This window comes from Streptomyces sp. NPDC006339, from assembly GCF_040612775.1.
GTDB lineage: Bacteria > Actinomycetota > Actinomycetes > Streptomycetales > Streptomycetaceae > Streptomyces.
In genome coordinates this window covers 38,519-59,969 of record NZ_JBEXQW010000035.1, presented here as the reverse complement: position 1 = coordinate 59,969, position 21,451 = coordinate 38,519, and the positions used below count along the sequence as shown (strand labels likewise).

At 73.4% G+C, this 21,451-nt stretch carries 20 protein-coding genes; 14 read left to right on the top strand and 6 right to left on the bottom strand.

The window, feature by feature from the left end; translation table 11 throughout:
• Positions 1–210 precede the first annotated feature (210 nt).
• Positions 211–2,070 carry a phosphatidylglycerol lysyltransferase domain-containing protein gene (locus tag ABZ135_RS26215; protein ID WP_356698722.1) on the bottom strand — a complete coding sequence of 620 codons (1,860 nt, stop codon included), beginning with the start codon at positions 2,068–2,070 and terminating at the stop codon, positions 211–213.
• A gap of 172 nt (positions 2,071–2,242) precedes the next feature.
• Between ABZ135_RS26215 and ABZ135_RS26210 the strand changes: the two genes are divergently transcribed.
• Entirely contained in the window at positions 2,243–3,355 is a 1,113-nt protein-coding gene (locus tag ABZ135_RS26210) for an alpha/beta hydrolase-fold protein (protein ID WP_356698720.1), read from the top strand.
• Here ABZ135_RS26210 and ABZ135_RS26205 read toward each other — a convergent pair.
• Complete coding sequence (locus ABZ135_RS26205) at positions 3,342–4,391, bottom strand: ATP-binding cassette domain-containing protein (protein WP_356698718.1); 1,050 nt, start codon at positions 4,389–4,391, stop codon at positions 3,342–3,344. The two genes, ABZ135_RS26210 and ABZ135_RS26205, sit on opposite strands and share 14 nt — an antisense overlap.
• Before the next feature lie 153 nt (positions 4,392–4,544).
• On the opposite strand from ABZ135_RS26205, the gene ABZ135_RS26200 reads away from it, so the two are divergent.
• The 4 genes from ABZ135_RS26200 to ABZ135_RS26185 all read left to right on the top strand — a co-directional run bounded on the left by ABZ135_RS26200 (position 4,545) and on the right by ABZ135_RS26185 (position 8,089).
• Positions 4,545–5,246: an ABC transporter permease gene (locus ABZ135_RS26200; RefSeq protein WP_356698716.1), complete on the top strand. Its 702-nt coding sequence runs from the start codon at positions 4,545–4,547 to the stop codon at positions 5,244–5,246.
• A complete protein-coding gene (locus ABZ135_RS26195) occupies positions 5,243–5,914 on the top strand; it encodes an ABC transporter permease (RefSeq protein ID WP_356698715.1) in 672 nt (223 codons plus the stop codon). Before ABZ135_RS26200 ends, ABZ135_RS26195 begins: the two co-directional genes overlap by 4 nt.
• 4 nt (positions 5,915–5,918) lie before the next feature.
• On the top strand, positions 5,919–6,902 hold the full coding sequence (locus ABZ135_RS26190) for an ABC transporter substrate-binding protein (RefSeq protein ID WP_356698713.1): 984 nt from the start codon (positions 5,919–5,921) through the stop codon (positions 6,900–6,902).
• 131 nt (positions 6,903–7,033) lie between these two features.
• Positions 7,034–8,089, top strand: a complete 1,056-nt coding sequence (locus ABZ135_RS26185; RefSeq protein WP_356698711.1) for a hypothetical protein — start codon at positions 7,034–7,036, stop codon at positions 8,087–8,089.
• Positions 8,090–8,149: 60 nt separating this feature from the next.
• Here ABZ135_RS26185 and ABZ135_RS26180 read toward each other — a convergent pair whose 3' ends face one another.
• Together ABZ135_RS26180 and ABZ135_RS26175 are read right to left on the bottom strand one after the other, a co-directional pair.
• Entirely contained in the window at positions 8,150–9,292 is a 1,143-nt protein-coding gene (locus ABZ135_RS26180; protein WP_356698709.1) for an NADH-quinone oxidoreductase subunit D, read from the bottom strand.
• 75 nt (positions 9,293–9,367) lie between these two features.
• Positions 9,368–10,327: an SAM-dependent methyltransferase gene (locus tag ABZ135_RS26175; protein ID WP_356698707.1), complete on the bottom strand. Its 960-nt coding sequence runs from the start codon at positions 10,325–10,327 to the stop codon at positions 9,368–9,370.
• A gap of 138 nt (positions 10,328–10,465) precedes the next feature.
• Between ABZ135_RS26175 and ABZ135_RS26170 the strand changes: the two genes are divergently transcribed.
• Genes ABZ135_RS26170 through ABZ135_RS26160 form a run of 3 tightly spaced genes read left to right on the top strand, consistent with a single transcriptional unit; the run spans position 10,466 to position 12,980 of the window.
• Positions 10,466–11,674 carry a sensor histidine kinase gene (locus ABZ135_RS26170; protein WP_356698705.1) on the top strand — a complete coding sequence of 403 codons (1,209 nt, stop codon included), beginning with the start codon at positions 10,466–10,468 and terminating at the stop codon, positions 11,672–11,674.
• A 16-nt stretch (positions 11,675–11,690) separates the two neighbouring features.
• Positions 11,691–12,365 (top strand): response regulator transcription factor, encoded by a 675-nt coding sequence (locus ABZ135_RS26165; protein WP_356698703.1) that lies wholly within the window; start codon positions 11,691–11,693, stop codon positions 12,363–12,365.
• A gap of 6 nt (positions 12,366–12,371) precedes the next feature.
• Positions 12,372–12,980, top strand: a complete 609-nt coding sequence (locus ABZ135_RS26160; RefSeq protein WP_356698702.1) for an AAA family ATPase — start codon at positions 12,372–12,374, stop codon at positions 12,978–12,980.
• Positions 12,981–13,038: 58 nt separating this feature from the next.
• Here ABZ135_RS26160 and ABZ135_RS26155 read toward each other — a convergent pair whose 3' ends face one another.
• A complete protein-coding gene (locus ABZ135_RS26155; protein WP_356698700.1) occupies positions 13,039–14,127 on the bottom strand; it encodes a DUF5937 family protein in 1,089 nt (362 codons plus the stop codon).
• Positions 14,128–14,227: 100 nt separating this feature from the next.
• Between ABZ135_RS26155 and ABZ135_RS26150 the strand changes: the two genes are divergently transcribed.
• Complete coding sequence (locus tag ABZ135_RS26150) at positions 14,228–14,392, top strand: hypothetical protein (RefSeq protein WP_356698698.1); 165 nt, start codon at positions 14,228–14,230, stop codon at positions 14,390–14,392.
• A gap of 161 nt (positions 14,393–14,553) precedes the next feature.
• On the opposite strand, the gene ABZ135_RS26145 is transcribed toward ABZ135_RS26150, so the two are convergent.
• Complete coding sequence (locus tag ABZ135_RS26145) at positions 14,554–15,708, bottom strand: beta-eliminating lyase-related protein (protein ID WP_356698696.1); 1,155 nt, start codon at positions 15,706–15,708, stop codon at positions 14,554–14,556.
• Between the two features lie 122 nt (positions 15,709–15,830).
• On the opposite strand from ABZ135_RS26145, the gene ABZ135_RS26140 reads away from it, so the two are divergent.
• The 5 genes from ABZ135_RS26140 to ABZ135_RS26120 are packed head-to-tail and all read left to right on the top strand — an operon-like array spanning position 15,831 to position 21,346.
• On the top strand, positions 15,831–16,817 hold the full coding sequence (locus tag ABZ135_RS26140) for a DUF2520 domain-containing protein (RefSeq protein WP_356698695.1): 987 nt from the start codon (positions 15,831–15,833) through the stop codon (positions 16,815–16,817).
• Complete coding sequence (gene panC, locus ABZ135_RS26135; protein ID WP_356698693.1) at positions 16,814–17,821, top strand: pantoate--beta-alanine ligase; 1,008 nt, start codon at positions 16,814–16,816, stop codon at positions 17,819–17,821. The genes ABZ135_RS26140 and panC overlap by 4 nt, the downstream gene beginning before the upstream one ends.
• Positions 17,818–19,527, top strand: coding sequence for an L-aspartate oxidase (locus ABZ135_RS26130; protein WP_356698692.1), 1,710 nt, complete (start codon positions 17,818–17,820; stop codon positions 19,525–19,527). Before panC ends, ABZ135_RS26130 begins: the two co-directional genes overlap by 4 nt.
• Positions 19,524–20,540, top strand: coding sequence for a carboxylating nicotinate-nucleotide diphosphorylase (nadC, locus tag ABZ135_RS26125; RefSeq protein ID WP_356698690.1), 1,017 nt, complete (start codon positions 19,524–19,526; stop codon positions 20,538–20,540). Before ABZ135_RS26130 ends, nadC begins: the two co-directional genes overlap by 4 nt.
• On the top strand, positions 20,540–21,346 hold the full coding sequence (locus tag ABZ135_RS26120; RefSeq protein ID WP_356698689.1) for a type III pantothenate kinase: 807 nt from the start codon (positions 20,540–20,542) through the stop codon (positions 21,344–21,346). Before nadC ends, ABZ135_RS26120 begins: the two co-directional genes overlap by 1 nt.
• Positions 21,347–21,451: the final 105 nt, after the last annotated feature.

Below are 21,451 nucleotides of genomic sequence, written 5' to 3'. Positions count from 1 at the left end.
GTAGGGGGTGTCTCGCCGATCATGCCGGGCTCGCGACTCCCCCAGAGCTTCGCCTGGGAGGTGCCCCCATGCGCACCGCGCCTCGCCGCGTTGTCGTCGGTCGCCGATGCTCCGCATGGACTCCCTCCTCCGCCTTGCGATCCACGGCACCAGACGCCGCTCCCTGATCCGGCATGATCGGCGAGACACCCCCTGAGGCCCGGGGGGAGCTCAGGCCGCGCGGACCTCGTGCTCGGCCTGGGAGGGGACGATGTGGGCGCAGGGGCGGGGTGCGGTGGTGCGGGTGCGCCGGGTGAGGCGGGCGAGGGGGCGGGGCAGGGAGAGGTTCACGAATCCTTCGGCCTGCATGGCGGCGAAGCCGATGCGGGGGAGGTCGCGGCTTTTGCGGTAGACGACGAAGCGGGGTTCCCAGCGGGGCTGGAATTTGGCGTTGAACTTGTAGAGGGACTCGATCTGGAACCAGCGGGAGAGGAAGACGAGGAGTCCGCGCCACAGGCGCAGGACGGGTCCGGCGCCGATCTTCTCGCCGCGCGCGAGGGCGGCACGGAACATGGCGAAGTTGAGGGAGACGTGCTTGATGCCGAGGCGGGGGGCGTTCTGGAGGGCGGCGACGATGAGGAGCTCGTTCATGCCGGGGTCGGCGGCGCGGTCGCGGCGCATGAGTTCCAGGGACATGCCGTCGGGGCCCCAGGGGACGAAGTGGATGATCGCCTTCAGGTCGCCGTAGGGGGAGTCGGCGCCGGGGGTGTCGGGGTCGTCCTCTTTGTGGGCGGTCGCTATGACCGCCTCGCCGTCGCCGGGGTCGCCGATGCGGCCGAGGGCCATGGAGAAGCCGCGTTCGGTGTCGGTGCCGCGCCAGTCGTCGGCGGCGCGGCGGATGCGCTCGAGTTCGCCGTCGCTGAGGTCGGCGACGCGGCGGACCTTGGTGGTGTAGCCGTTGCGTTCGATGCGCTTGACCATCTGGCGTACGTTGCGCATGGCGCGGCCGGTGAGGGAGAAGTCGGCGACGTCGACGATGGCCTCGTCGCCGAGTTCGAGGGCGTCGAGTCCGGTCTCGCGGGTCCAGACGTGGCCGCCGGTCTCGGAGCAGCCCATGACGGCGGGGGTCCAGGAGTGGGCCTTGGCCTCGTCCATGAAGCGTTCGATGGCGCCGGGCCATGCCTCGACGTCGCCGATGGGGTCGCCGCTGGCGAGCATGACGCCGGAGACGACGCGGTAGCAGACGGCGGCCTTGCCGCTGGGGGAGAAGACGACGCCCTTGTCGCGGCGGAGGGCGAAGTGGCCGAGGGAGTCGCGGGCGCCGTGCTTGTCGAGGAGGGCGCGCAGCTTGGTCTCGTCGTCCTCGGTGAGCCGGGCGGCGGGGTGCTCGGGGCGGAAGGCGAGGTAGATGGTGGTGAGGGCGGTCAGCATGCCGAGGGCGCCGAGGGAGTATCCGACGGTCCAGTCGACGCCGCCGGTGTAGGCGACGGGGCCTTCGAAGCCGAAGAGGCCGTAGAGGACGTGTTCGAGGCGGTCGGTGAGGCTGGGGCTGCCGATGACGCGGCGGGGGTGGGCGCTGACGATGACGAGGCCGAGGGCGATGGATCCGGCGCCCATGACGACGAAGTTGGCGAGTGCGCGCCAGCGGCTGCGGGGGTCGGGCAGGGCGGCGAACTCGTCGCGGTGGCGGACGAGGAGGGCCAGCAGGGCGAGGGAGAGCAGGGCGCCGGCGAGGGAGTGGCGCCAGACGAACTGGGCGACGGCGCCGATCGGGAGGAGGACGACGGCGGCGCGCCAGGCGCGGCGCTTGTTGCGCTTGAGGCCGTGGGCGAGGAGCAGCAGCAGGACGCCGGCGCTGAGGGAGAGGGCCGCGGAGAGCGGTCCGAGGGTGCCGGGGAGGACTTCGGCGAGGGCGTGCATGCGGCTGGTGCGGAAGCGCGGGAAGACGCCGGCGGCGATGTCGATCAGGCCGATGAGCGTGCAGGCCGTTCCGACGAGCGCGGGGACCTTCTCGGGGCGTGGTCCGCGCAGAATCCGGCGTACGCGATCCGGAACCGATCCTGATTTGTCCCCATCTACCGTGACAGACATCGTTTCCCGTGCTTCCCGTGACTCCGCAAGAGATCGTTGATCCGGTGGGCCACGCTGGTCGGGCGGGCGTACCGGAGGTGTGCGCCCTCTAGGACGGAGCGACGATGGGGCGGGTTCACTCGCCGTCAGGGAAATTTTCAGGGAAAGATCAGGAAGAAGGCTCGGACGTCTCATGGGTCTCACCAGCAACAAGGTCCTCGCTCTGGCGGTCGCGCTGGCCGTGGTGTTCTTCGTCGCCACGATCTGGCTGTGGCCGAGGCTCGCGCGTGGTGGCTGGAAGTCCGTCCTGGGGCGGATCGGGCTGCTGCTGGCCACGCAGCTCGCCCTGTTCGCCTCGGTCGGTCTGGCGGCGAACAATTCGTTCCTCTTCTACGGCTCCTGGGCGGACCTGTTCGGTCAGGAGCAGGACATGGGCGTGGTGGTGGACCACTCGGCCGGTTCGAAGGACGTGAAGGTCGTCGGCACGCAGGCGCTGGACGTGCCGGGCGGCGGGCGTCCGTCGGTCGGCGGGCAGATCCAGAAGGTCGTCATAGCCGGTGAGAAGTCGAGAATCGACTCGCCGGCGTATGTGTACCTGCCGCCGGAGTACTTCCAGGGCCGGTACGCGAAGTCCACCTTTCCGGCCTCCGTGGTGCTGACCGGCTACCCGGGCACGGCGGAGAACCTGCTGAAGGGCCTGAAGTACCCGAAGACGGCCTTCCAGCAGGCCAAGGACAAGAAGATGCAGCCGATGATCCTGGTGATGCTGCGGCCGACGGTCGCGCCGCCGCGGGACACGGAGTGCGTGAACATCCCGGGCGGGCCGCAGACGGAGACGTTCTTCGCCGAGGATCTGCCGAAGGCGATCTCGGAGACCTACCGGGTGGGCACGAAGCCGCGGAACTGGGGCTTCATGGGGAACTCGACCGGCGGCTACTGCGCGCTGAAGATCGCGCTGCACCACCCGGACCGGTTCGCGGCGGGCGCGGGCTTCTCCGCGTACTACAAGGCGGCCGAGGACGTGACGACCGGTGATCTGTTCCACGGCGACGACAAGGCGCGCAAGCGGGCGAACCTGCTGTGGAGCCTGGACCACCTGCCGCAGGGGAACTCGTCGTTCCTGGTGACGACGTCGAAGCAGGGTGAGGGGAACCTCAAGGGGACGCGGGAGTTCATCAAGAAGGTGAAGGCGCCGGCGCGGGTCTCGTCCATCACGCTGGACAGCGGTGGCCACAACTTCAACACCTGGAACCGGGAGATCCCGCCGGGTCTGGTGTGGATGAGCGGGCGGCTCAGCGCGAGCTGAGGGGTGTCTCCGGGGGTGTCGTACGGCGCAGGGCGCGGTGGACGCCCTCGGTCGTGAGGGTGCCGAGGACGCGCGCGGGGTCGCCGGGGGCGTGCACGGCGAGCCGGCCGGCGTCGTGCTGGAGGAGGACGGCGAGGGCGTCCTTGAGGGAGGCGCCGAGGGGGAGGGGAACGAGGTCCTGGCCCGTGGCGCCGGTCGGCCCGGCGGGGTCGGTGGCGCCGGTCGGCCCGGCGGGGCCCGTGGCGCCGGTGGGGCCGTCGGCCGGTTCGAGGTCGGCCTCGGTGACGGGGGTGACGGCGAGCCGCTTGAGGCCGCGGTCGGCTCCGACGAAGTCGGCGACGTACGGGGTGGCGGGGGCGCCGAGGACGGTGGCGGGGGTGTCGAACTGCTCGATGCGGCCCTGCCCGTAGACGGCGATCCGGTCGCCGAGCCGGACCGCCTCCTCCAGGTCGTGGGTGACGAGCAGCACCGTCTTGCGGACGGTGGCCTGGAGGTGCAGGAACTCCGTCTGGAGGCGTTCGCGGACGACCGGGTCGACGGCGCCGAAGGGCTCGTCCATGAGGAGGACCGGCGGATCGGCGGCGAGGGCGCGGGCCACGCCGACGCGCTGGCGCTGGCCGCCGGAGAGCTGCTCGGGGTAGCGGTGGCCGTAGGTGGTGGGGTCGAGGCCGACGAGGTCGAGGAGTTCGGCGGCGCGTGCGCGGGCCCTGGCCTTCTTCCAGCCGAGCAGGGCCGGGACGGTGGCCGTGTTGTCGAGGACGGTGCGGTGCGGGAAGAGGCCGACCTGCTGGATGACGTAGCCGATGGTGCGGCGCAGTCGGACGGGGTCGACGGCGGAGACGTCCTCGCCGCCGAGCAGGATCCGGCCCTCGGTGGGTTCGACGAGCCGGTTCACCATCTTCATGGTGGTCGTCTTGCCGCAGCCGGACGGGCCGACGAGGGTGACCAGTTCGCCTTCGGCGACCTCGAAGGAGAGGTCGTCGACGGCGGTCGTGCCGTCCTCGTACCGCTTGGTCACGTGCTCGAACCGGATCATGGTTCCCCATTCTGGCCCGTCGCGACCGGGTATGTGTGAAGGAAGTATTGCCACATCGTGGCGCTTCGTGGTGATCGTCGGCCGATTGTCGGTGGCGGGGGCTAGGGTCGTCAGACGGATGTTCGACGGACGCGTGGGGGGAAGGGGGTGCGCATGGCCGCGGCGAACTGCCTGGTGACGAACGACTGGATCTGCGGCGAGTATCTGCGCACGCGCTCCCAGGAGTTGACCGACGCCACCCTCCAACACGTCGGCATCACCGTGACGTCGGTGCTGCTCGGCCTCGCCGTCTCCTTCCCCCTCGCCCTGCTCGTGCGGGCCAGACCACGGCTCGCCGGCCCCGTCCTCGGGCTCACCACCCTGCTCTACACGATCCCGTCGCTCGCGATGTTCTCGCTGCTCCTGCCCTTCCTCGGCCTGTCGTCGGCGCTCGTGGTGACCGGGCTCGTGCTGTATTCGCTGACCATCCTGGTGCGGGGCGTCCTCGCCGGGCTCGCGGCCGTGCCCGCGGAGACCCGCGAGGCCGCCCGGGGCATGGGATACGGGGCGGGCCGGCTGCTGTGGGAGGTCGAGCTGCCGCTCGCGCTGCCCGCCCTGATGGCCGGCGTACGGATCGCGACCGTGTCCACGATCGCGCTCACCACGGTCGGCTCCCTCGTCGGCCGCGGCGGTCTCGGCAACCTCATCGAGGACGCGCTGCCCACCTTCTTCAAGGCCCAGGTGCTCGCCGCCTCCGTGCTGTGCGTGCTGCTCGCCGTCATCGCCGACCTGCTGCTCCTCGGCCTCCAGCGGCTCCTCACGCCCTGGACGCGGACGCCGGCCCGGCGGGCGGGCGACGGGAGGCGGCGGGGATGACGGTCGTCGCGGACACTTGGAGCTGGCTGACCACCGGTGCCCACTGGTCGGGCGAGAGCGGCATCGCGCACCGGCTCGCCGAGCACCTGTACGTGAGCGGGACCGCCCTGCTCCTGGCCTGCGCCCTCGCCCTGCCGCTCGGCCTGTGGCTGGGGCACCTGGGCCGGGGCGGCGCCGTCGCCGTCAACGTCTCCAACGCGGGCCGGGCGATCCCCGTCTTCGCCGTCCTCGCCCTGTTCATGGTCTCGCCGCTGCGCAACGCCGGTTACGTGCCGACCGTCACCGCCCTCGTGCTGTTCGCGATACCCCCGCTGCTCACCCACGCCTACGTGGGCGTGCGGGAGGTGGACCGCGCCGTCGTGGAGGCCGCCCGGGGCATGGGCATGTCCGGCGGCCAGCTCTTCCGCGGGGTGGAACTCCCCCTCGCCCGGTCGATGCTGATGGCGGGTCTGCGCTCGGCGGCTGTGCAGGTGGTCGCCACGGCGACGATCGCCGCCATGGTCGGCCAGGGCGGCCTCGGCCGCATCATCACCGCCGGATTCCACACGTACGACACACCGCAGGTGGTCGCCGGCGCCGTGCTCGTGGCCCTGCTGGCCCTCCTCGTGGAGGCGCTCCTGGTGGCCGCGGACCGGCTCCTCGGCCGCGCCGGACGACTGAAGGGATGATCTAGTGGGCAGGACCTCGCGCATCACGGGTACGGCACTGGGCGCGGCGGCACTCGCCGTCTCGCTGGCCGCGTGCGCAGGCGGCGACAGCCTGGAGAAGACGAAGCCCGGCGCGGCCCCCGACGGGGGCGCGGGCGGCGGCAAGGGCGCGATCGTCGTCGGAGCCGCCGCGTTCACCGAGTCGAAGGTCCTGGCCGAGCTCTACGCCCAGATCCTCGACGACGCCGGATACTCCGCGAGCGTCACCACGGTGAAGAATCGCGAGCTCTATGAACCGTCCCTGGAGAAGGGCGAGATCGACGTCGTACCGGAATACGCGGCGACGCTCGCGGAATTCCTCAACGCGAAGGTGAACGGGCCCAAGGCGCCCGAGGAGAAGCCGGTCGCCTCCGCGGACCCGGTCGCCACCACCGAGGCGCTGAAGAAGCTCGCCGAGCCGCGCGGACTGAAGGTGCTCGCCGTCGGTGAGGCCGTCGACCAGAACGCCTTCGCCGTGAGCAGGGAATTCGCGGAGAAGAACAAGCTGAGGACGCTTTCCGATCTCGGCCGCGCCAAGCTGAAGGTGAAGATCGCGGCCGGCGACGAATGCGAGATCCGGCCCTTCTGCGCGCCGGGCCTGAAGAAGACCTACGGGATCGACGTCATCGGCGTCGACCCCAAGGGAGTCGGCACCCCGCAGGCCAAGCAGGCCGTGAAGGACGGGGTCGACCAGCTCGTCCTCACCACGACCACGGACGCCACCCTCGAGTCCTTCGGACTCGTCTTCCTCGACGACGACAAGAAGCTGCAGAACGCGGACAACGTGCTGCCCGTCGTCAATGCGAAGGACGCCGGTTCCCCGGAGATAGCCGCCGCCCTCGACAAGATCACGAAGGTGCTGACGACGGAGGATCTCGCCGAACTCAACCGCAAGGTCGATGCCGAGCGGGCGAAGCCGCAGGACGTGGCGAGGGCCTATCTGGAGTCGAAGGGGCTGCTCAAGAAGTAGGCGCCGGGTAAGGGGAGTCGGCCGGGCCCGCCCGGGAATGGCGACGGCCCGGCTCGGCGACGTCGAGAACTCGCCAAGAGATTGCCGGGCCGACCCCCCATACGGCGCCTACGCACGGTAAATTTCAGGCCATGCCACGTGGACGCCACCGCCATTCCCCACCTCTGCACAAGCTCCTGCCGCCCTCCGCGGTCGCCGGGGCTTCGGTCGTCTGTGCCGCGGGCGCCTGGCTGCTCGGTGATCCCGTGGTGCTACGGCTCCTCGTCGCCGCCGCGGCGGCCGCGGCCGTCACCGGCGCCGTCCTCATGCGCAGTTGGGACCGCAGCGCCGGCCGTCAGGTCGCCGAGCTGAACCGGGCCCGCACCGCCGACCAGTGGAAGACCGAGGAGCGGATCGCCGAACTGGAGTCCGACCTCGAGGAGTCCCGCGAGCTGCGGGCCCGCCTCGACGCCAAGCTGCGCGCCAAGCGCGTCGAGCTGGCCGGCCTCCGCAGCGAGCACGCCGACCTGCTGCGCCGCTACGCCACCGCGGAGACCGAGCGGGCCAGCGCGCTGGAGGGCCGCCGCGTGCTCGCCCTGGAGACGAGCGCGTCCGCCGGCCCGAAGTCCCTGCCCGCGGCCGGCTCCACCCCGACCCCGGAGGCGTACCGCAGGGCCGCGGAGGCCCTGCGCAACCTGACGGCGAAGGCGGAACAGAAGGCGGAACCGGCGACGGAGGCCGAGAGCGCGGCCGACGCGGACAAGGAGCCCGAGCCGGCGGCCGCCCGGCAGCAGGACGGGCCGCCGGAGCAGCACGGGGAGGACGGGCGGCCCGGGGCGGACGCGCGGAACGAGCAGCACGGGAAGACGTCCGGGGCCGCCGCTCTGCGCACCGTGCCCGCCGCGGCCGCGATCGCCCCGTACGCCGCCCGCCGGCCCGTCCAGCGGCCCACGGGCGGATTCGACTACTTCGGTACGCAGAGCGCGTCCGGCCCGCAGGCCGCGCTGGGCGCGAAGAAGGCGGCCGCCGCGATCGAGGCCGTGCAGAACGCGGACCTCGCCGACGTCGTGGGCGAGGAGGTCCTCGCCGATGCCGCGAGGCCGGCCGCCCCCGAGCAGCGGGCGATCGGCCAGGTCATCGACCTGACCGCGCACGACGAGACGGAGCAGCTCGACGTGGTGGAGCTGCGCGGCGCCGTCAACTCCTGACCGCCCCCGGAGCCGTCCGGCGTCGCGGCGCGGGGCGCGGCAGCGCGGGCGGGCGCGGGGCTACTTGTCGATGTCGCCGACGACGAAGAAGAGCGAACCGAGGATCGCCACCATGTCGGCGACCAGCGTCCCGGGCAGCAGCTCGGTCAGCGCCTGGATGTTGTTGTACGAGGCCGAGCGCAGCTTCAGCCGGTACGGGGTCTTCTCGCCCTTGGACACCAGGTAGTAGCCGTTGATGCCGAGCGGGTTCTCGGTCCAGGCGTAGGTGTGCCCCTCCGGTGCCTTGAGGACCTTCGGCAGCCGCTGGTTGATGGGCCCCTGCGGCAGCTCCTCGATCCGGTCCAGACAGGCGTCGGCGAGCTCCAGGGAGTTGTGGGTCTGGTCCAGGAGGCACTCGAAGCGGGCCAGGCAGTCGCCCTCGGTCCGGGTCACCACGCGCAGGGTGTCCCCGAGCTCCCCGTACGCGAGATACGGCTCGTCCCGGCGCAGGTCGAAGTCGACGCCCGAGGCGCGGGCGATGGGCCCCGACACCCCGTACGCGTGCGCCGTCTCCTGCGACAGGACGCCGACCCCGCGGGTCCGCCCCCGGAAGATCTCGTTGCCGAGCACCAGCCGGTCGTACACGTCCATCCGCGACCGCACGTCCGCGACGGCCTGCCGGGCCCGGCCCAGCCAGCCGGCCGGCAGGTCCTCCTTGAGGCCGCCGACCCGGTTGAACATGTAGTGCATCCGCCCGCCGGAGACCTCCTCCATGACGGTCTGGAGCTCCTCGCGCTCGCGGAAGGCGTGGAAGACGGGCGTGATGCCGCCGAGCTCGAGCGGATACGAGCCGAGGAACATCAGGTGGTTGAGCACCCGGTTCAGCTCGGCGAGCAGCGTCCGCGTCCACACGGCCCGCTCCGGGACCTCCATGCCCAGCATCCGCTCGACGGCCATGACGACCCCGAGCTCGTTGGAGAACGCGGAGAGCCAGTCGTGCCGGTTGGCCAGCATGATGATCTGCCGGTAGTCCCGCGCCTCGAACAGCTTCTCGGCGCCCCGGTGCATATAGCCGACCACCGGCTCGGCCTCGCGCACCACCTCGCCGTCGAGCACGAGCCGCAACCGGAGCACACCGTGCGTGGAGGGATGCTGGGGCCCGATGTTGAGCACCATGTCGGTGCTCTCCGCCGCGCCACCGATGCCGACCGTCGTCTCCGTCATGCGGGACAGTATCCCTCGCGCGCGTTACGCCTCCGACGGCGCGGGCGGCCCTCCGGCGGGGCGGGGGGCGCTCGGTCATCCCACGCGCTGGACCAACCAGAGGAAGTCGCCGAGGCCGCCCGGCGCGGTGAGCTCCGCCGCCTCGCCCGCGGAGGCCAGCGCCCGGACGTAGCCGACGGGGTCGGTCGAGGCCAGCGCCAGGGACGGCCGCTCCCCGGACACACCGAGGGCCCGCAGCGCCTCGCGCTGGGTGACCGGTTCGGGCGCGGAGGGCCCGGCTCCGGGCCGGCCCGGGCCCGCGACGGCCGCTCCCGCCGCCCCGCACGCGTCCAGGGCCACGTGGGCCGTCAGGTCGCAGGTGCCGTCCGGGACCGGGGGGACCTCGCGGCCGGCGCGGAAACCGGTGAGGGTGCCGAAGAGGGGGCGGGCGGCGGAGAGGTGGGCGTAGTCGACGGCCACCGCCGTGCCCGCCGCGAGCGAGGCCACCGCCGCCGCCCAGGCCGCGTCGCGCGGGCGGCCGATCTCCGCGCGGGCGCCGGGCTCCCGCAGCGGCCACCACCGCTCCAGCCACTCCGCGTCCGGCCCCGCCACCACCCCGCCCAGTCGCTCCCGGCCGGCCCCGTCCACCTCCACGTACCGCACCGCCCCCGCCTCGTCGACCTGCGCCACCTCCACCGGCACGTTGTCCAGCCACTCGTTCGCGAACAGCAGCCCCCGCTCCCCGTCCGGCAGCCGCCCGGTCCACGTGATCCGCGGATCCAGGCCCTCCGGGCGGGCCGCGCGCTCCACCCCGTACGGGCGGACCCGCAGCCCCGGCGGCACCGCCGCGAGCACCCCCGTCAGCAGCTCGCCCCGCCCCGCGCCCACGTCCACGAACGCGACCTCGTCCGCCCCCAGCTCCTCGGCCGACCGCACCAGCAGCCGCGCCACCGCGCCCGCGAACAGGGGCGAGGCGTGCACCGACGTACGGAAGTGGCCGGCCGGCCCCTCGGGCCGCAGGAAGAAGCCCCCGGGGCCGTACAGCGCCCGCTCCATGGCGTCCCGCCACCCCTGCCATTGACACGTCTCATCCGTCACAGGCCCCAGTCTCCACCTTGGGGAGTAGGGGCCTCACGGGAAGGATCGACCCCACGGTTGACCCATGCACCTATCCCCGTTCCCTACGCTGGGCACGTGCAGCGCCTCTACGACTTCCTCCGCAGACACCCGACGGGCGTCGACACCTTCTGGGCCGTCGTCCTCTTCGGGTTCTCCCTGCTGTGGGTGGCCTCGGAGCCGGTGCCGAACAGCGGGGCGCCCGCCGCGTACGGCCTGGTCGCCGCGCTGTTCTCCCTGGTCGTCGCCCTGCGCCGACGCATGCCCGAGAAGATGCTGCTGCTCGCCGTCGGCCTCGGCCTCGTCCAGCTCGCCCTCGGGATCGTCCCCTTCATGGCGGACTTCGCCATGCTCGTGATCATCTACACGGTCGCCGCGCACGACGGCGCCCGCTGGGCCTCCCGGCTCGCCCTCGCCGGCGGGCTGAGCGCCAGCACCCTCTCCCAGTTGCGCTGGCCGGTGCAGGACGGCAGCGACTCGCTCGGCGCCAAGATCTTCTTCACCGTCATCATGACCGTGCCGTTCGCGCTCGCCTGGGTCCTCGGCGACTCCCTGCGCACCCGCCGCGCCTACTTCGCCCAGTTGGAGGAGCGCGCCTCCCGCCTGGAGAAGGAACGCGAGGCGCAGGCCAAGGTCGCCGTCGCCGCCGAACGCGCCCGGATCGCCCGCGAGCTGCACGACGTCGTCGCCCACAACGTCTCCGTGATGGTGGTGCAGGCCGACGGCGCCGCGTACGTCATGGACTCCTCGCCCGAGACCGCCAAGCAGGCCCTGGAGACCATCTCCGGCACCGGCCGCCAGGCCCTCGCCGAGATGCGCCGGCTGCTCGGCATCCTCCGCACCGGCGAGCACCAGGAGGCCGGCGAATACGTGCCGCAGCCCGACGTCCAGCAGATCGGGGACCTCGTCGAGCAGGTCCGCGGCGCCGGCCTCGCCGTCGACTTCAAGATCGAGGGCACCCCGCGCCCGCTGCCCAGCGGCGTCGAGCTCACCGCCTACCGGATCGTCCAGGAGGCCCTCACCAACACGCGCAAGCACGGCGGCCCCGAAGCCGGCGCCAGCGTCCGCCTCGTCTACTTCGACGACGGCCTCGGGCTGCTCGTCGAGGACGACGGGCGCGGCGCGCCACAGGAGATGTACGAGGACGGCGGCGCCGACGGCCGCGGCCACGGACTGATCGGCATGCGCGAGCGCGTCGGCATGGTCGGCGGCACCCTGGACGCCGGACCGCGCCCCGGCGGCGGCTTCCGCATCAGTGCCCTGCTCCCCCTCAAACCCGCTCACTGACCCTGAAGGAACCCGCATGTCCATCCGCGTGATGCTCGTCGACGACCAGGTGCTGCTGCGCACCGGCTTCCGCATGGTGCTCGCCGCCCAGCCGGACATGGAGGTCGTGGCGGAGGCGGGCGACGGCGTGGAGGCCCTGGAGGTGCTGCGCGGGACCGCGGTCGACGTGGTCCTGATGGACGTGCGCATGCCCAAGCTGGACGGGGTGGAGACGACCCGGCGGATCTGCTCGCAGCCCGACGCCCCGAAAGTGCTCATCCTCACCACCTTCGACCTCGACGAATACGCCTTCTCCGGCCTCAAGGCGGGCGCGAGCGGCTTCATGCTCAAGGACGTGCCGCCCGGCGAACTCCTCGGGGCGATCCGCTCCGTCCACAGCGGCGACGCGGTCGTCGCGCCGTCCACCACCCGCCGCCTCCTCGACCGCTTCTCCCCGATGCTGCCCTCGGCCGGCCCCGAGCCGCGCCAGAAGGAGCTCGACCGGCTCACCGACCGGGAACGCGAGGTCATGATGCTGGTGGCCCAGGGCCTGTCGAACGGCGAGATCGCCGCCCGGCTGGTGCTGTCCGAAGCCACCGTGAAGACCCACGTGGGCCGCATCCTCACCAAACTGGGCCTGCGCGACCGCGTGCAGGTCGTCGTCCTCGCGTACGAGACCGGCCTGGTCCGGGCCGGCGGCGGAGCGGTCTGACCGGCCGTGCTGCTCTGGCTCAACGGGCCCTTCGGCGGCGGCAAGACCCAGACCGCGTACGAACTGCGCCGCCGCCTGCCCGGCAGCGTCGTCTGCGACCCCGAACACGTGGGCTTCGGCCTGCACCGCACCCTGCCGCCGGGACTGCGGGGCGACTTCCAGGACCTGGCGGCGTGGCGCCAAGGCGTGTACGAGGTGCTCGACCTGGCGCTGCGGCGGCACGACGGAGTGGTTATCGCGCCGATGACCGTCGTCGAGCCCGCGTACTTCGCCGAGACGGTCGGCCGGCTGCGGGAGACGCACGGGGAGGAACGCGTGCGGCACGTCGCCCTGCTCGCGGAGCGGGAGACCGTGCTGCGGCGGCTGAGCGAGCGGGGCCTCGGACGCGGCCTCAAACGGGAGAGCTTCGCCGTACGGAAACTCGACGGCTGCCTGGAACGGCTCGCCGCCCCCGCCTTCGCCCACCACATCCGCACGGACGCGCTGACCGTGCCGCAGGTCGCCGACCGGATCGCGGAGCTCGCCGGGCTGCGGCTCGCGCCGAACACGGACGGTCCGCTGCGGCACCGGCTGCGGCGGATCCGGGTCGGGCTGTCGCACATCCGCTTCGACTGAACTCGCCGGGGCGGGCCGGGCGCCTCCCTTGAACGCCCGGGGCGGGCCGGGCGCCTCCCTAGCGCAGGACCGACTCCAGGAAGTCGCTGCCCAGCCGGGCCACGACCGAGAAGTCCAGCTCGTGCAGCACATAGCGGCCCCGGCGCTGGGTCGTGAGCAGGCCCGCCTTCTTCAGGACGGAGAGGTGACGGGACACCTCCGGGGCGGTGATGCCGTACGCGTCGGCCAGCTCGCTCGTCGCGTACGGGCCGCGCGCCAGGCTCCGGCACAGACGCATCCGCATCGGGTGGGCGATGGCCTCCAGACGCAGCTTGACCGCCTCGACCGACTCCGCCCCGCCGACCTCGTGGGCCGCGGCCGGATACTGGATCACCGGCTGCCAGCCGGGCGCGCACAGCGCGAACAGATGCGGCCAGCCGAACACGGTCGGGATCAGCGTCACGGCGGAGCCGTGGGCCTCCGTGCGGCCGTGCCCCAGCTTGTCGACCACGATCCGGGAGCCGCGCCCGTCCGCCTCCAGGGACAGCGCCGGGGAGGCCGCCGTCAGGGCCTCGGCCAGGCCCTTGCGGCGCAGCAGCTCCGTCTTGTGGCGGGCGTCCGTCGCGAGCTGGACCCGGACCCGCCGCCAGGTGTCGGCGAAGAACGCGTCGTCGCAGTCCTCCAGGAGCCGGCGGATCCACGCGCGGGTCGCGGCGGGCTCGGCCAGCATCCGCTCCACGAAGGCGGCCTGGCGCGGGCCGCGCGCCGCCGCCAGATCCAGGGCGCGGCGGCGGGACCGCTCGTCGACCAGCGGAGACGGGATGCCGTCCGAATAGCGGCTGCTGCACGAGATCTCCAGGGCCGCGCCGACGAACGTCTCGTCGTCCATGCGGTCCAGGTCGTCCAGCTCCTCGGCGAGGGTCTCGCGGGGACGGGCGGGCAGCAGGAAGTCGGAGCGGGTGGACCGCCACATGAAGTCCGCCTCATGGAGCCGCTCGGCGAGCTCCGGCTTCAGCCCGGCCGCCGTCGCCGTCGTCCACCCGTGCACGCGCGGGTGGTGGGCCGGCTCGGCCAGGGCGTGCAGGGCGTTGCCCAGCTCGGCCAGCGGCGAGGGGGAGAAGGCGATCCGCTCGTGCGGCAGTCCGGTGATGTCGATGGTCACGCTCACCCTCCTATGGTGCGGGGGCCGGTGGGGGCGGTGTCGTGCCGTTTGACGAGGGCCGTCAATCGGCGGGCCGGGTGGGGCGGGGTGGGCGCACGGTGGGGACATGGACGCACTGCAGCAGCACCTTCTGGACAGCTACCGGGCCGCCCGGCTCGGCGAACCGCGCCCGCCGGCGCCCGGCACCCACGAGCTGGCGGCGCTGCGGGTGATCCGCGGGCACCTGCGGCGCCGGCTGCGTCGGTTGCGACCGGGGTCCAAGTGGGGGTAGGGGGTGGGTGCGCGGGGGCCGTTCCGGGGGCCGCGTTCGGGACTGCATGATTTACGGCGCGGAAACCCCGACCTGCCAGGCGCGGCCCCTCGTTCCGCGCCACAAATCACGCTTTACGTCCCGAACGCGGCCCCCTGCACGGCCCCCGCTTCCGTCGGCCGCTATCGCCGGCTCAAGAAGCTCCGTACCGCCTCCTTCACGTCCTGGGCGGACCAGGTCAGGCCCGGTGCGTTGACCGTCACCTCGGTCACCGCCAGGCCCGGCGGGCCGCCCGCCGGGGCGGGGGACCAGCGGCGGAAGAGGGCGGTGCCGGTGTCCTCGGTGAGGGACAGCGCGGCGGACGTGAGGGAGTCCGGGTCGTACGGCAGCCAGACGCGGAACTGGTGGGTGTGCGGTATCTCCGGGTGGACCCGGAACCAGGGCACGCCCGCCTCGGCCAGGGCCTCCCCCATCGCGGCGGCGACCACGCGCGCGTGCGCCACGTACGAGGGCAGCCGGGGCAGCTCCGTCTCCAGGCCGCGCAGGGCGGACAGGGCCGCCGGGTACTGCTGGAAGACCTGGCCGCCGTAGCGGTGGCGCCACAGGCGGGCCTCCTCCACCAGCTCGGCCGGGCCGGCGAGGGCCGCGCCCGACAGGCCGCCCAGCGACTTGTAGAACGACACGTAGACGCTGTCCGCGAGACCCGCGATCTCCGGCAGCCCGCGACCCAGATGCGTCGGGCAGTCCCACAGCCGCGCCCCGTCGAAGTGGACCACCGCGTCCCGCTCGCGGGCCGCCTCCACCACCTCCACGAGCTCCTCCCAGCTCGGCAGCACGAAGCCCGCGTCCCGCAGCGGCAGCTCCACCATCAGCGCCCCGAAGGGCTCCGGGTGGTCCCGCACCTCCTCGGCGGTCGGCAGGCGCGGCTCGTCCGTCAGATGGACCGTGCGCAGACCGGCGACCGTCTCGAAGGCCCCGTTCTCGTGCAGCTCGGGGTGGGCGAGCGGGTGCAGGGCGACCACCGCGTTCCCCGTCCGGCCGGCCCAGCAGCGCAGCGCGACCTGCTGGGCCATCGTCCCGGTGGGGAAGAAGGCGGCGGCGGGAAGGCCCAGCTCCTCGGCGACCCGCCGCTCCAGCTCCTCGACGACCGCGTCGCCGTACGTGTCGACCGGCCCGGCCCCGTACGGCGTCGTCGCCGCCCAGTCGGCCAGCTCACGCAGGCGCCCGCCGGTGGTGCCGTCCATCGAGGTCTCCCACAGTCGGCGCGCGGCGCCGCCCCATACCCGGGCGCGGTACTCGCGGGCCGATTCCTCGCTGCTGTGCTGATCGGATTCCATGGCCCGATCATCGTCCATGGGGCGAGACGCCTCACCGAGTCGTCCACAGGCCCGGAATGATCGTCACACTGCCGCCCACACCCTGTGGACAGTCGGGGGAGAGCGCGAAACGCTGGCGTAGCATGACCAGAAATCGTCCGGTACCCGCCGAGGACTGGAACGGAAGGCCGACCCACATCGTGAACGCACCAGCAGAGCCCCGGCAGCAGCCCGACCGGGCCGAGGACCGTCCCGCCAGGCTCACCGTCGGGGTCGTCGGCGCGGGCCGCGTGGGCCCCGCCCTCGCCGCCTCCCTCCAGCTCGCCGGACACCGCCCGGTGGCCGTCTCGGCGGTCTCCGACGCCTCCCGGCGCCGTGCCGCCGACCTGCTGCCCGACGTCCCCGTCGTCGAGCCCGCGCAGGTGCTCGCCCTCGCGGACCTGGTCCTGCTCACCGTCCCCGACGACGCCCTGCCCGGTCTCGTCGAGGGCCTCGCCGACACCGGCGCGGTGCGCCCAGGACAGCTCCTGGTGCACACCTCCGGGCGGTACGGCGTGCGGGTCCTCGACCCGGCCCGCCGGGCCGGCGCCCTGCCGCTGGCCCTGCATCCCGCGATGACCTTCACCGGCACCTCCGTGGACGTCCAGCGGCTCGCCGGCTGCTCCTTCGGCGTCACCGCCCCCGAGGAGCTGCGGCTGGCCGCCGAGGCCCTCGTCATCGAGATGGGCGGCGAGCCGGAGTGGATCGCCGAGGAGAGCCGGCCGCTCTACCACGCGGCCCTCGCCCTCGGGGCGAACCACCTGGTGACCCTGGTCGCCCAGGCCATGGAGCTGCTCCGCTCCGCCGGGGTCGCCGCCCCCGACCGGATGCTCGGCCCGCTGCTCGGCGCCGCCCTGGACAACGCGCTGCGGTCCGGTGACGCCGCCCTGACCGGGCCCGTCGCCCGCGGCGACGCCGGGACCGTCGCCGCCCATGTCGCCGAGCTCCACAAGCACGCGCCGGGCACCGTCGCCGGTTATCTGGCGATGGCGCGCGCCACCGCCGACCGCGCGCTCGCGCACGGACTGCTCAAGCCCGAGCTGGCTCAGGACCTGCTGGGCGTGCTCGCCGAGGGGGACACCCGCCGATGACTCTCACGCCGGTCCGTACGGCCGCCGAGCTCCACGCTCTGGGGAGCGCGGGCCGCCGCGCCGTCGTCATGACGATGGGCGCCCTGCACGACGGCCACGCCACCCTGGTCCGCACCGCCCGCGAGCGGGTCGGCCCGGACGGCACCGTCGTCGTCACCGTCTTCGTCAACCCGCTCCAGTTCGGCGCGGGCGAGGACCTCGACCGCTATCCCCGCACCCTGGACGCCGATCTGGAGGTCGCCGAGGCGGCCGGCGCGGACGCCGTCTTCGCGCCCTCCGTCGACGAGGTCTACCCGGGCGGGGAGCCGCAGGTGCGGATCACCGCCGGCCCCATGGGCGCGCGCCTCGAAGGCGCCTCCCGGCCCGGCCACTTCGACGGCATGCTCACCGTCGTCGCCAAGCTCCTCCACCTGACGGCCCCGGACCTGGCGTTCTTCGGCCAGAAGGACGCCCAGCAACTGGCGCTGATCCGCCGCATGGTCCGCGACCTGAACTTCCCGGTCGAGATCGTCGGCGTGCCGACCGTGCGCGAGAGCGACGGCCTCGCCCTGTCCAGCCGCAACCGCTACCTGTCGTCCGGGGAGCGCCGTACGGCCCTGGCGCTCTCCCGCGCGCTGTTCGCCGCCCGTGACCGGCTCGCCGCCCAGGAGGCGCTGCGCGCCCGGGCCGCCGCCCTGCCCGGCGCGCAGGGGCGGGCCGAGACCCGTGCCGAGGCGCTGTCCCGGCTGGGCGAGGCCCGCGCCGCGGCCGACGCGCACGCGGTGGCGCAGGCCGCCGAGGGCGGGGGCGCCGAGGCCGTGCGGGCCGCCGCCCAGGCCGTCCTGGACGACGCGGCGAAGGCCGATCCGCCGCTCTCTCTGGACTATCTGGCCCTGGTCGATCCGGCCGACTTCACCGAGGTCGCCGACGACCACGACGGAGAGGCGATCCTCGCCGTCGCCGCGCGGGTGGGGACCACGCGGCTCATCGACAACCTCCCCCTGACCTTCGGAGTCACGAAGTGACCGGAATACGGCTGCACGCCCCCGCCCCGGGCTGGTCCATCGACGCGGACGTCGTCGTGGTCGGCTCCGGCGTCGCGGGTCTGACCGCGGCCCTGCGCTGCACCTCCGCCGGGCTGCGCACGGTCGTCGTCACCAAGGCCCGGCTCGACGACGGCTCCACCCGCTGGGCGCAGGGCGGCATCGCCGCCGCGCTGGGCGAGGGCGACACCCCCGAGCAGCACCTCGACGACACGCTCGTCGCGGGCGCCGGGCTCTGCGACGAGCAGGCCGTGCGCGCCCTGGTCACCGAGGGTCCGGGCGCGGTCCGGCGGCTCATCGCCACCGGGGCCGACTTCGACCGGACCGACGACGGCGAGATCGCCCTCACCCGTGAGGGCGGCCACCACCGCCGCCGGATCGCGCACGCCGGCGGCGACGCGACCGGCGCCGAGATCTCCCGCGCCCTGGTGGAGGCGATACGCGACGGGGGCGTGCGCTTCATCGAGCACGCCCTCGTCCTCGACCTCCTCAAGGACGCCGAGGGCCGCACGGCCGGTGTCACCCTGCACGTCATGGGCGAGGGCCAGCACGACGGCGTCGGCGCCGTCCACGCCCCCGCCGTGGTCCTCGCCACCGGCGGCATGGGCCAGGTCTTCTCCGCCACCACCAACCCGGCCGTCTCCACCGGCGACGGCGTGGCGCTCGCGCTCCGGGCCGGCGCCGAGGTGTCCGACCTGGAGTTCGTCCAGTTCCACCCGACGGTGCTGTTCCTGGGCGCGGGCTCCGAGGGCCAGCAGCCGCTGGTCTCCGAGGCGGTACGGGGCGAGGGCGCCCATCTCGTCGACGCCGACGGGGTCCGTTTCATGCTCGGGCAGCACGAGCTGGCCGAGCTGGCGCCCCGGGACATCGTCGCCAAGGCGATCATGCGCCGGATGCGGGAGCAGGGCACCGAGCACATGTATCTCGACGCCCGCCACTTCGGCGCCGAGATGTGGGAGCGGCGCTTCCCGACCATCCTGGCGGCCTGCCGCGCCCACGGCATCGACCCGGTCACCGAGCCGATCCCGGTCGCCCCGGCCGCCCACTACGCCTCCGGCGGTGTCCGCACCGACCTGCGCGGCCGTACGACGGTGCCCGGCCTGTACGCGTGCGGCGAGGTCGCCTGCACGGGTGTGCACGGCGCGAACCGCCTGGCCTCGAACTCCCTCCTGGAGGGCCTGGTCTTCGCCGAGCGGATCGCCGACGACATCACGGCGCACGGCCCGCACCGCGAGGGCCTGCCGCCGGCCGCCGCCGCCTCCGGCTCCGTACAGACCCTGCTGCCGCCCGAGGAGCGCCGGGAGATCCAGCGGATCATGACGGCCGGTGCGGGCGTGCTGCGGTCCGCCGCGAGCCTCGGCGACGCGGCCGACGCCCTGGAGGGGCTGCAGCGCCTCGCGGAGCTCGACGCGGAGCGGGACGGCCCCAAGGCCGCCGAGCCCGGCGTCGAGGCGTGGGAGACCGCCAATCTGCTGGTCGTCGCCCGGGTCCTGGTGGCCTCGGCGCAGGCCCGCGAGGAGACCCGCGGCTGCCACTGGCGCGAGGACCGGCCCGACCGGGACGACGCGTCCTGGCGCCGGCATCTGGTCGTACGGCTGACGCCCGACCGGCGACTGGTGGTGCACCGCACCGCCACCGCAGACTTTCCGCCCGTAACCCCCGACGCACCCAGGGAGCCGAAGCCGTGAGCACGCCCGAAGAAGCACGTCCGGAGCCCGTGGACGTGCCCCTGATCCAGATCAACGCCCCGGCCGAGGCCGGTGGCGGCTGCGGCGACGGCTGCGGCTGCGGGGAGGCCGACGCGTACGAGTGCGGTCTCGACCCGGCGCTCGCCGGGCTCCTCGCCGACGCCGGGCTCGACCCGGTGCAGGTGGAGGACATCGCCCACCTGGCCATCGCCGAGGACCTCGACGGCGGCGTGGACGTGACGACGGTGGCGACCGTCCCCGAGGACGCCGTCGCGACCGCCGACTTCACCGCCCGCGAGGCCGGTGTGGTGGCCGGTCTCCGGGTCGCCGAGGCGGTCCTGTCGATCGTCTGCACCGACGAGTTCGAGGTCGAGCGGCACGTCGAGGACGGCGCGCGGGTCGAGGCCGGCGACACGCTGCTCAGCGTCACCGCCCGCACCCGCGACCTGCTCACCGGCGAGCGCAGCGCGCTGAACATCCTGTGCCGCCTGTCCGGCATCGCCACCGCCACGCGCGCGTGGGCGGACGCCCTGGAGGGCACGAAGGCGAAGGTCCGCGACACCCGCAAGACGACGCCGGGCCTGCGTGCCCTGGAGAAGTACGCGGTGCGCTGCGGCGGCGGCGTCAACCACCGCATGTCGCTGTCCGACGCGGCCCTGGTCAAGGACAACCACGTGGTGGCGGCCGGCGGCGTCGCGGAGGCGTTCAAGGCCGTGCGGGAGCAGTTCCCGGACGTGCCGATCGAGGTCGAGGTCGACACCATGCACCAGGTCCGCGAGGTCCTGGACGCGGGCGCCGATCTGATCCTGCTCGACAACTTCACGCCGGCGGAGACGGAGGAGGCGGTCGCCCTGGTCGCCGGCCGGGCGGTCCTGGAGTCCTCCGGCCGGCTCACCCTGGAGAACGCGGCGGCGTACGCGGCGACCGGCGTGGACTACCTGGCGGTGGGCGGCCTCACGCACTCCTCCCCGATCCTCGACATCGGCCTCGACCTGCGCGAGGTGCGGGCCTGATGCTGCTCACCATCGACGTCGGCAACACGCAGACGGTGCTCGGTCTCTTCGACGGGGAGGAGATCGTCGAGCACTGGCGCATCTCCACCGACCCGCGGCGCACCGCCGACGAGTGGGCGGTCCTGCTGCAGGGCCTCATGGGCATGCATCCGCTGCTCGGCGTCGAGCTGAGCGACGGCATCGGGGGGATCGCGATCTGCGCCACGGTCCCCTCGGTGCTGCACGAGCTGCGCGAGGTGACGCGGCGCTATTACGGGGACGTCCCGGCGGTCCTGGTGGAGCCGGGCGTCAAGACGGGCGTCCCGGTCCTCACGGACAACCCCAAGGAGGTCGGCGCCGACCGCGTCATCAACGCGGTCGCGGCGGTCGAGCTGTACGGCGGTCCGGCGATCGTCGTCGACTTCGGCACGGCGACCACGTACGACGCGGTCACCGCGCGCGGCGAGTACGCGGGCGGCGCGATCGCCCCGGGCATCGAGATCTCGGTCGAGGCGCTCGGGGTGAAGGGCGCCATGCTCCGCAAGATCGAGCTGGCCCGCCCGCGCAGCGTGATCGGCAAGAACACGGTCGAGGCGATGCAGTCCGGCATCGTCTTCGGCTACGCGGGTCAGGTGGACGGCGTGGTCGCGCGGATGAAGCGGGAGCTGGCCGGCCCGAACGGGGACCCGTCGGCCGTGACGGTCATCGCGACCGGCGGTCTGGCGCCGATGGTCCTGGCGGACTCCCAGGAGATCGACGCGCACGAGCCGTGGCTGACGCTGATCGGCCTGCGGATGGTCTACGAGCGGAACGTGTCGCGGATGTAGGGCCGGGCGGGCGAGTTCTCGACCCGATCGGCGTACCGACCCGCCGGGAAGATCGAGAAACGGGAGATTTGTCCGATTAGCGCGTATCGTCGGCCCATGCCCACG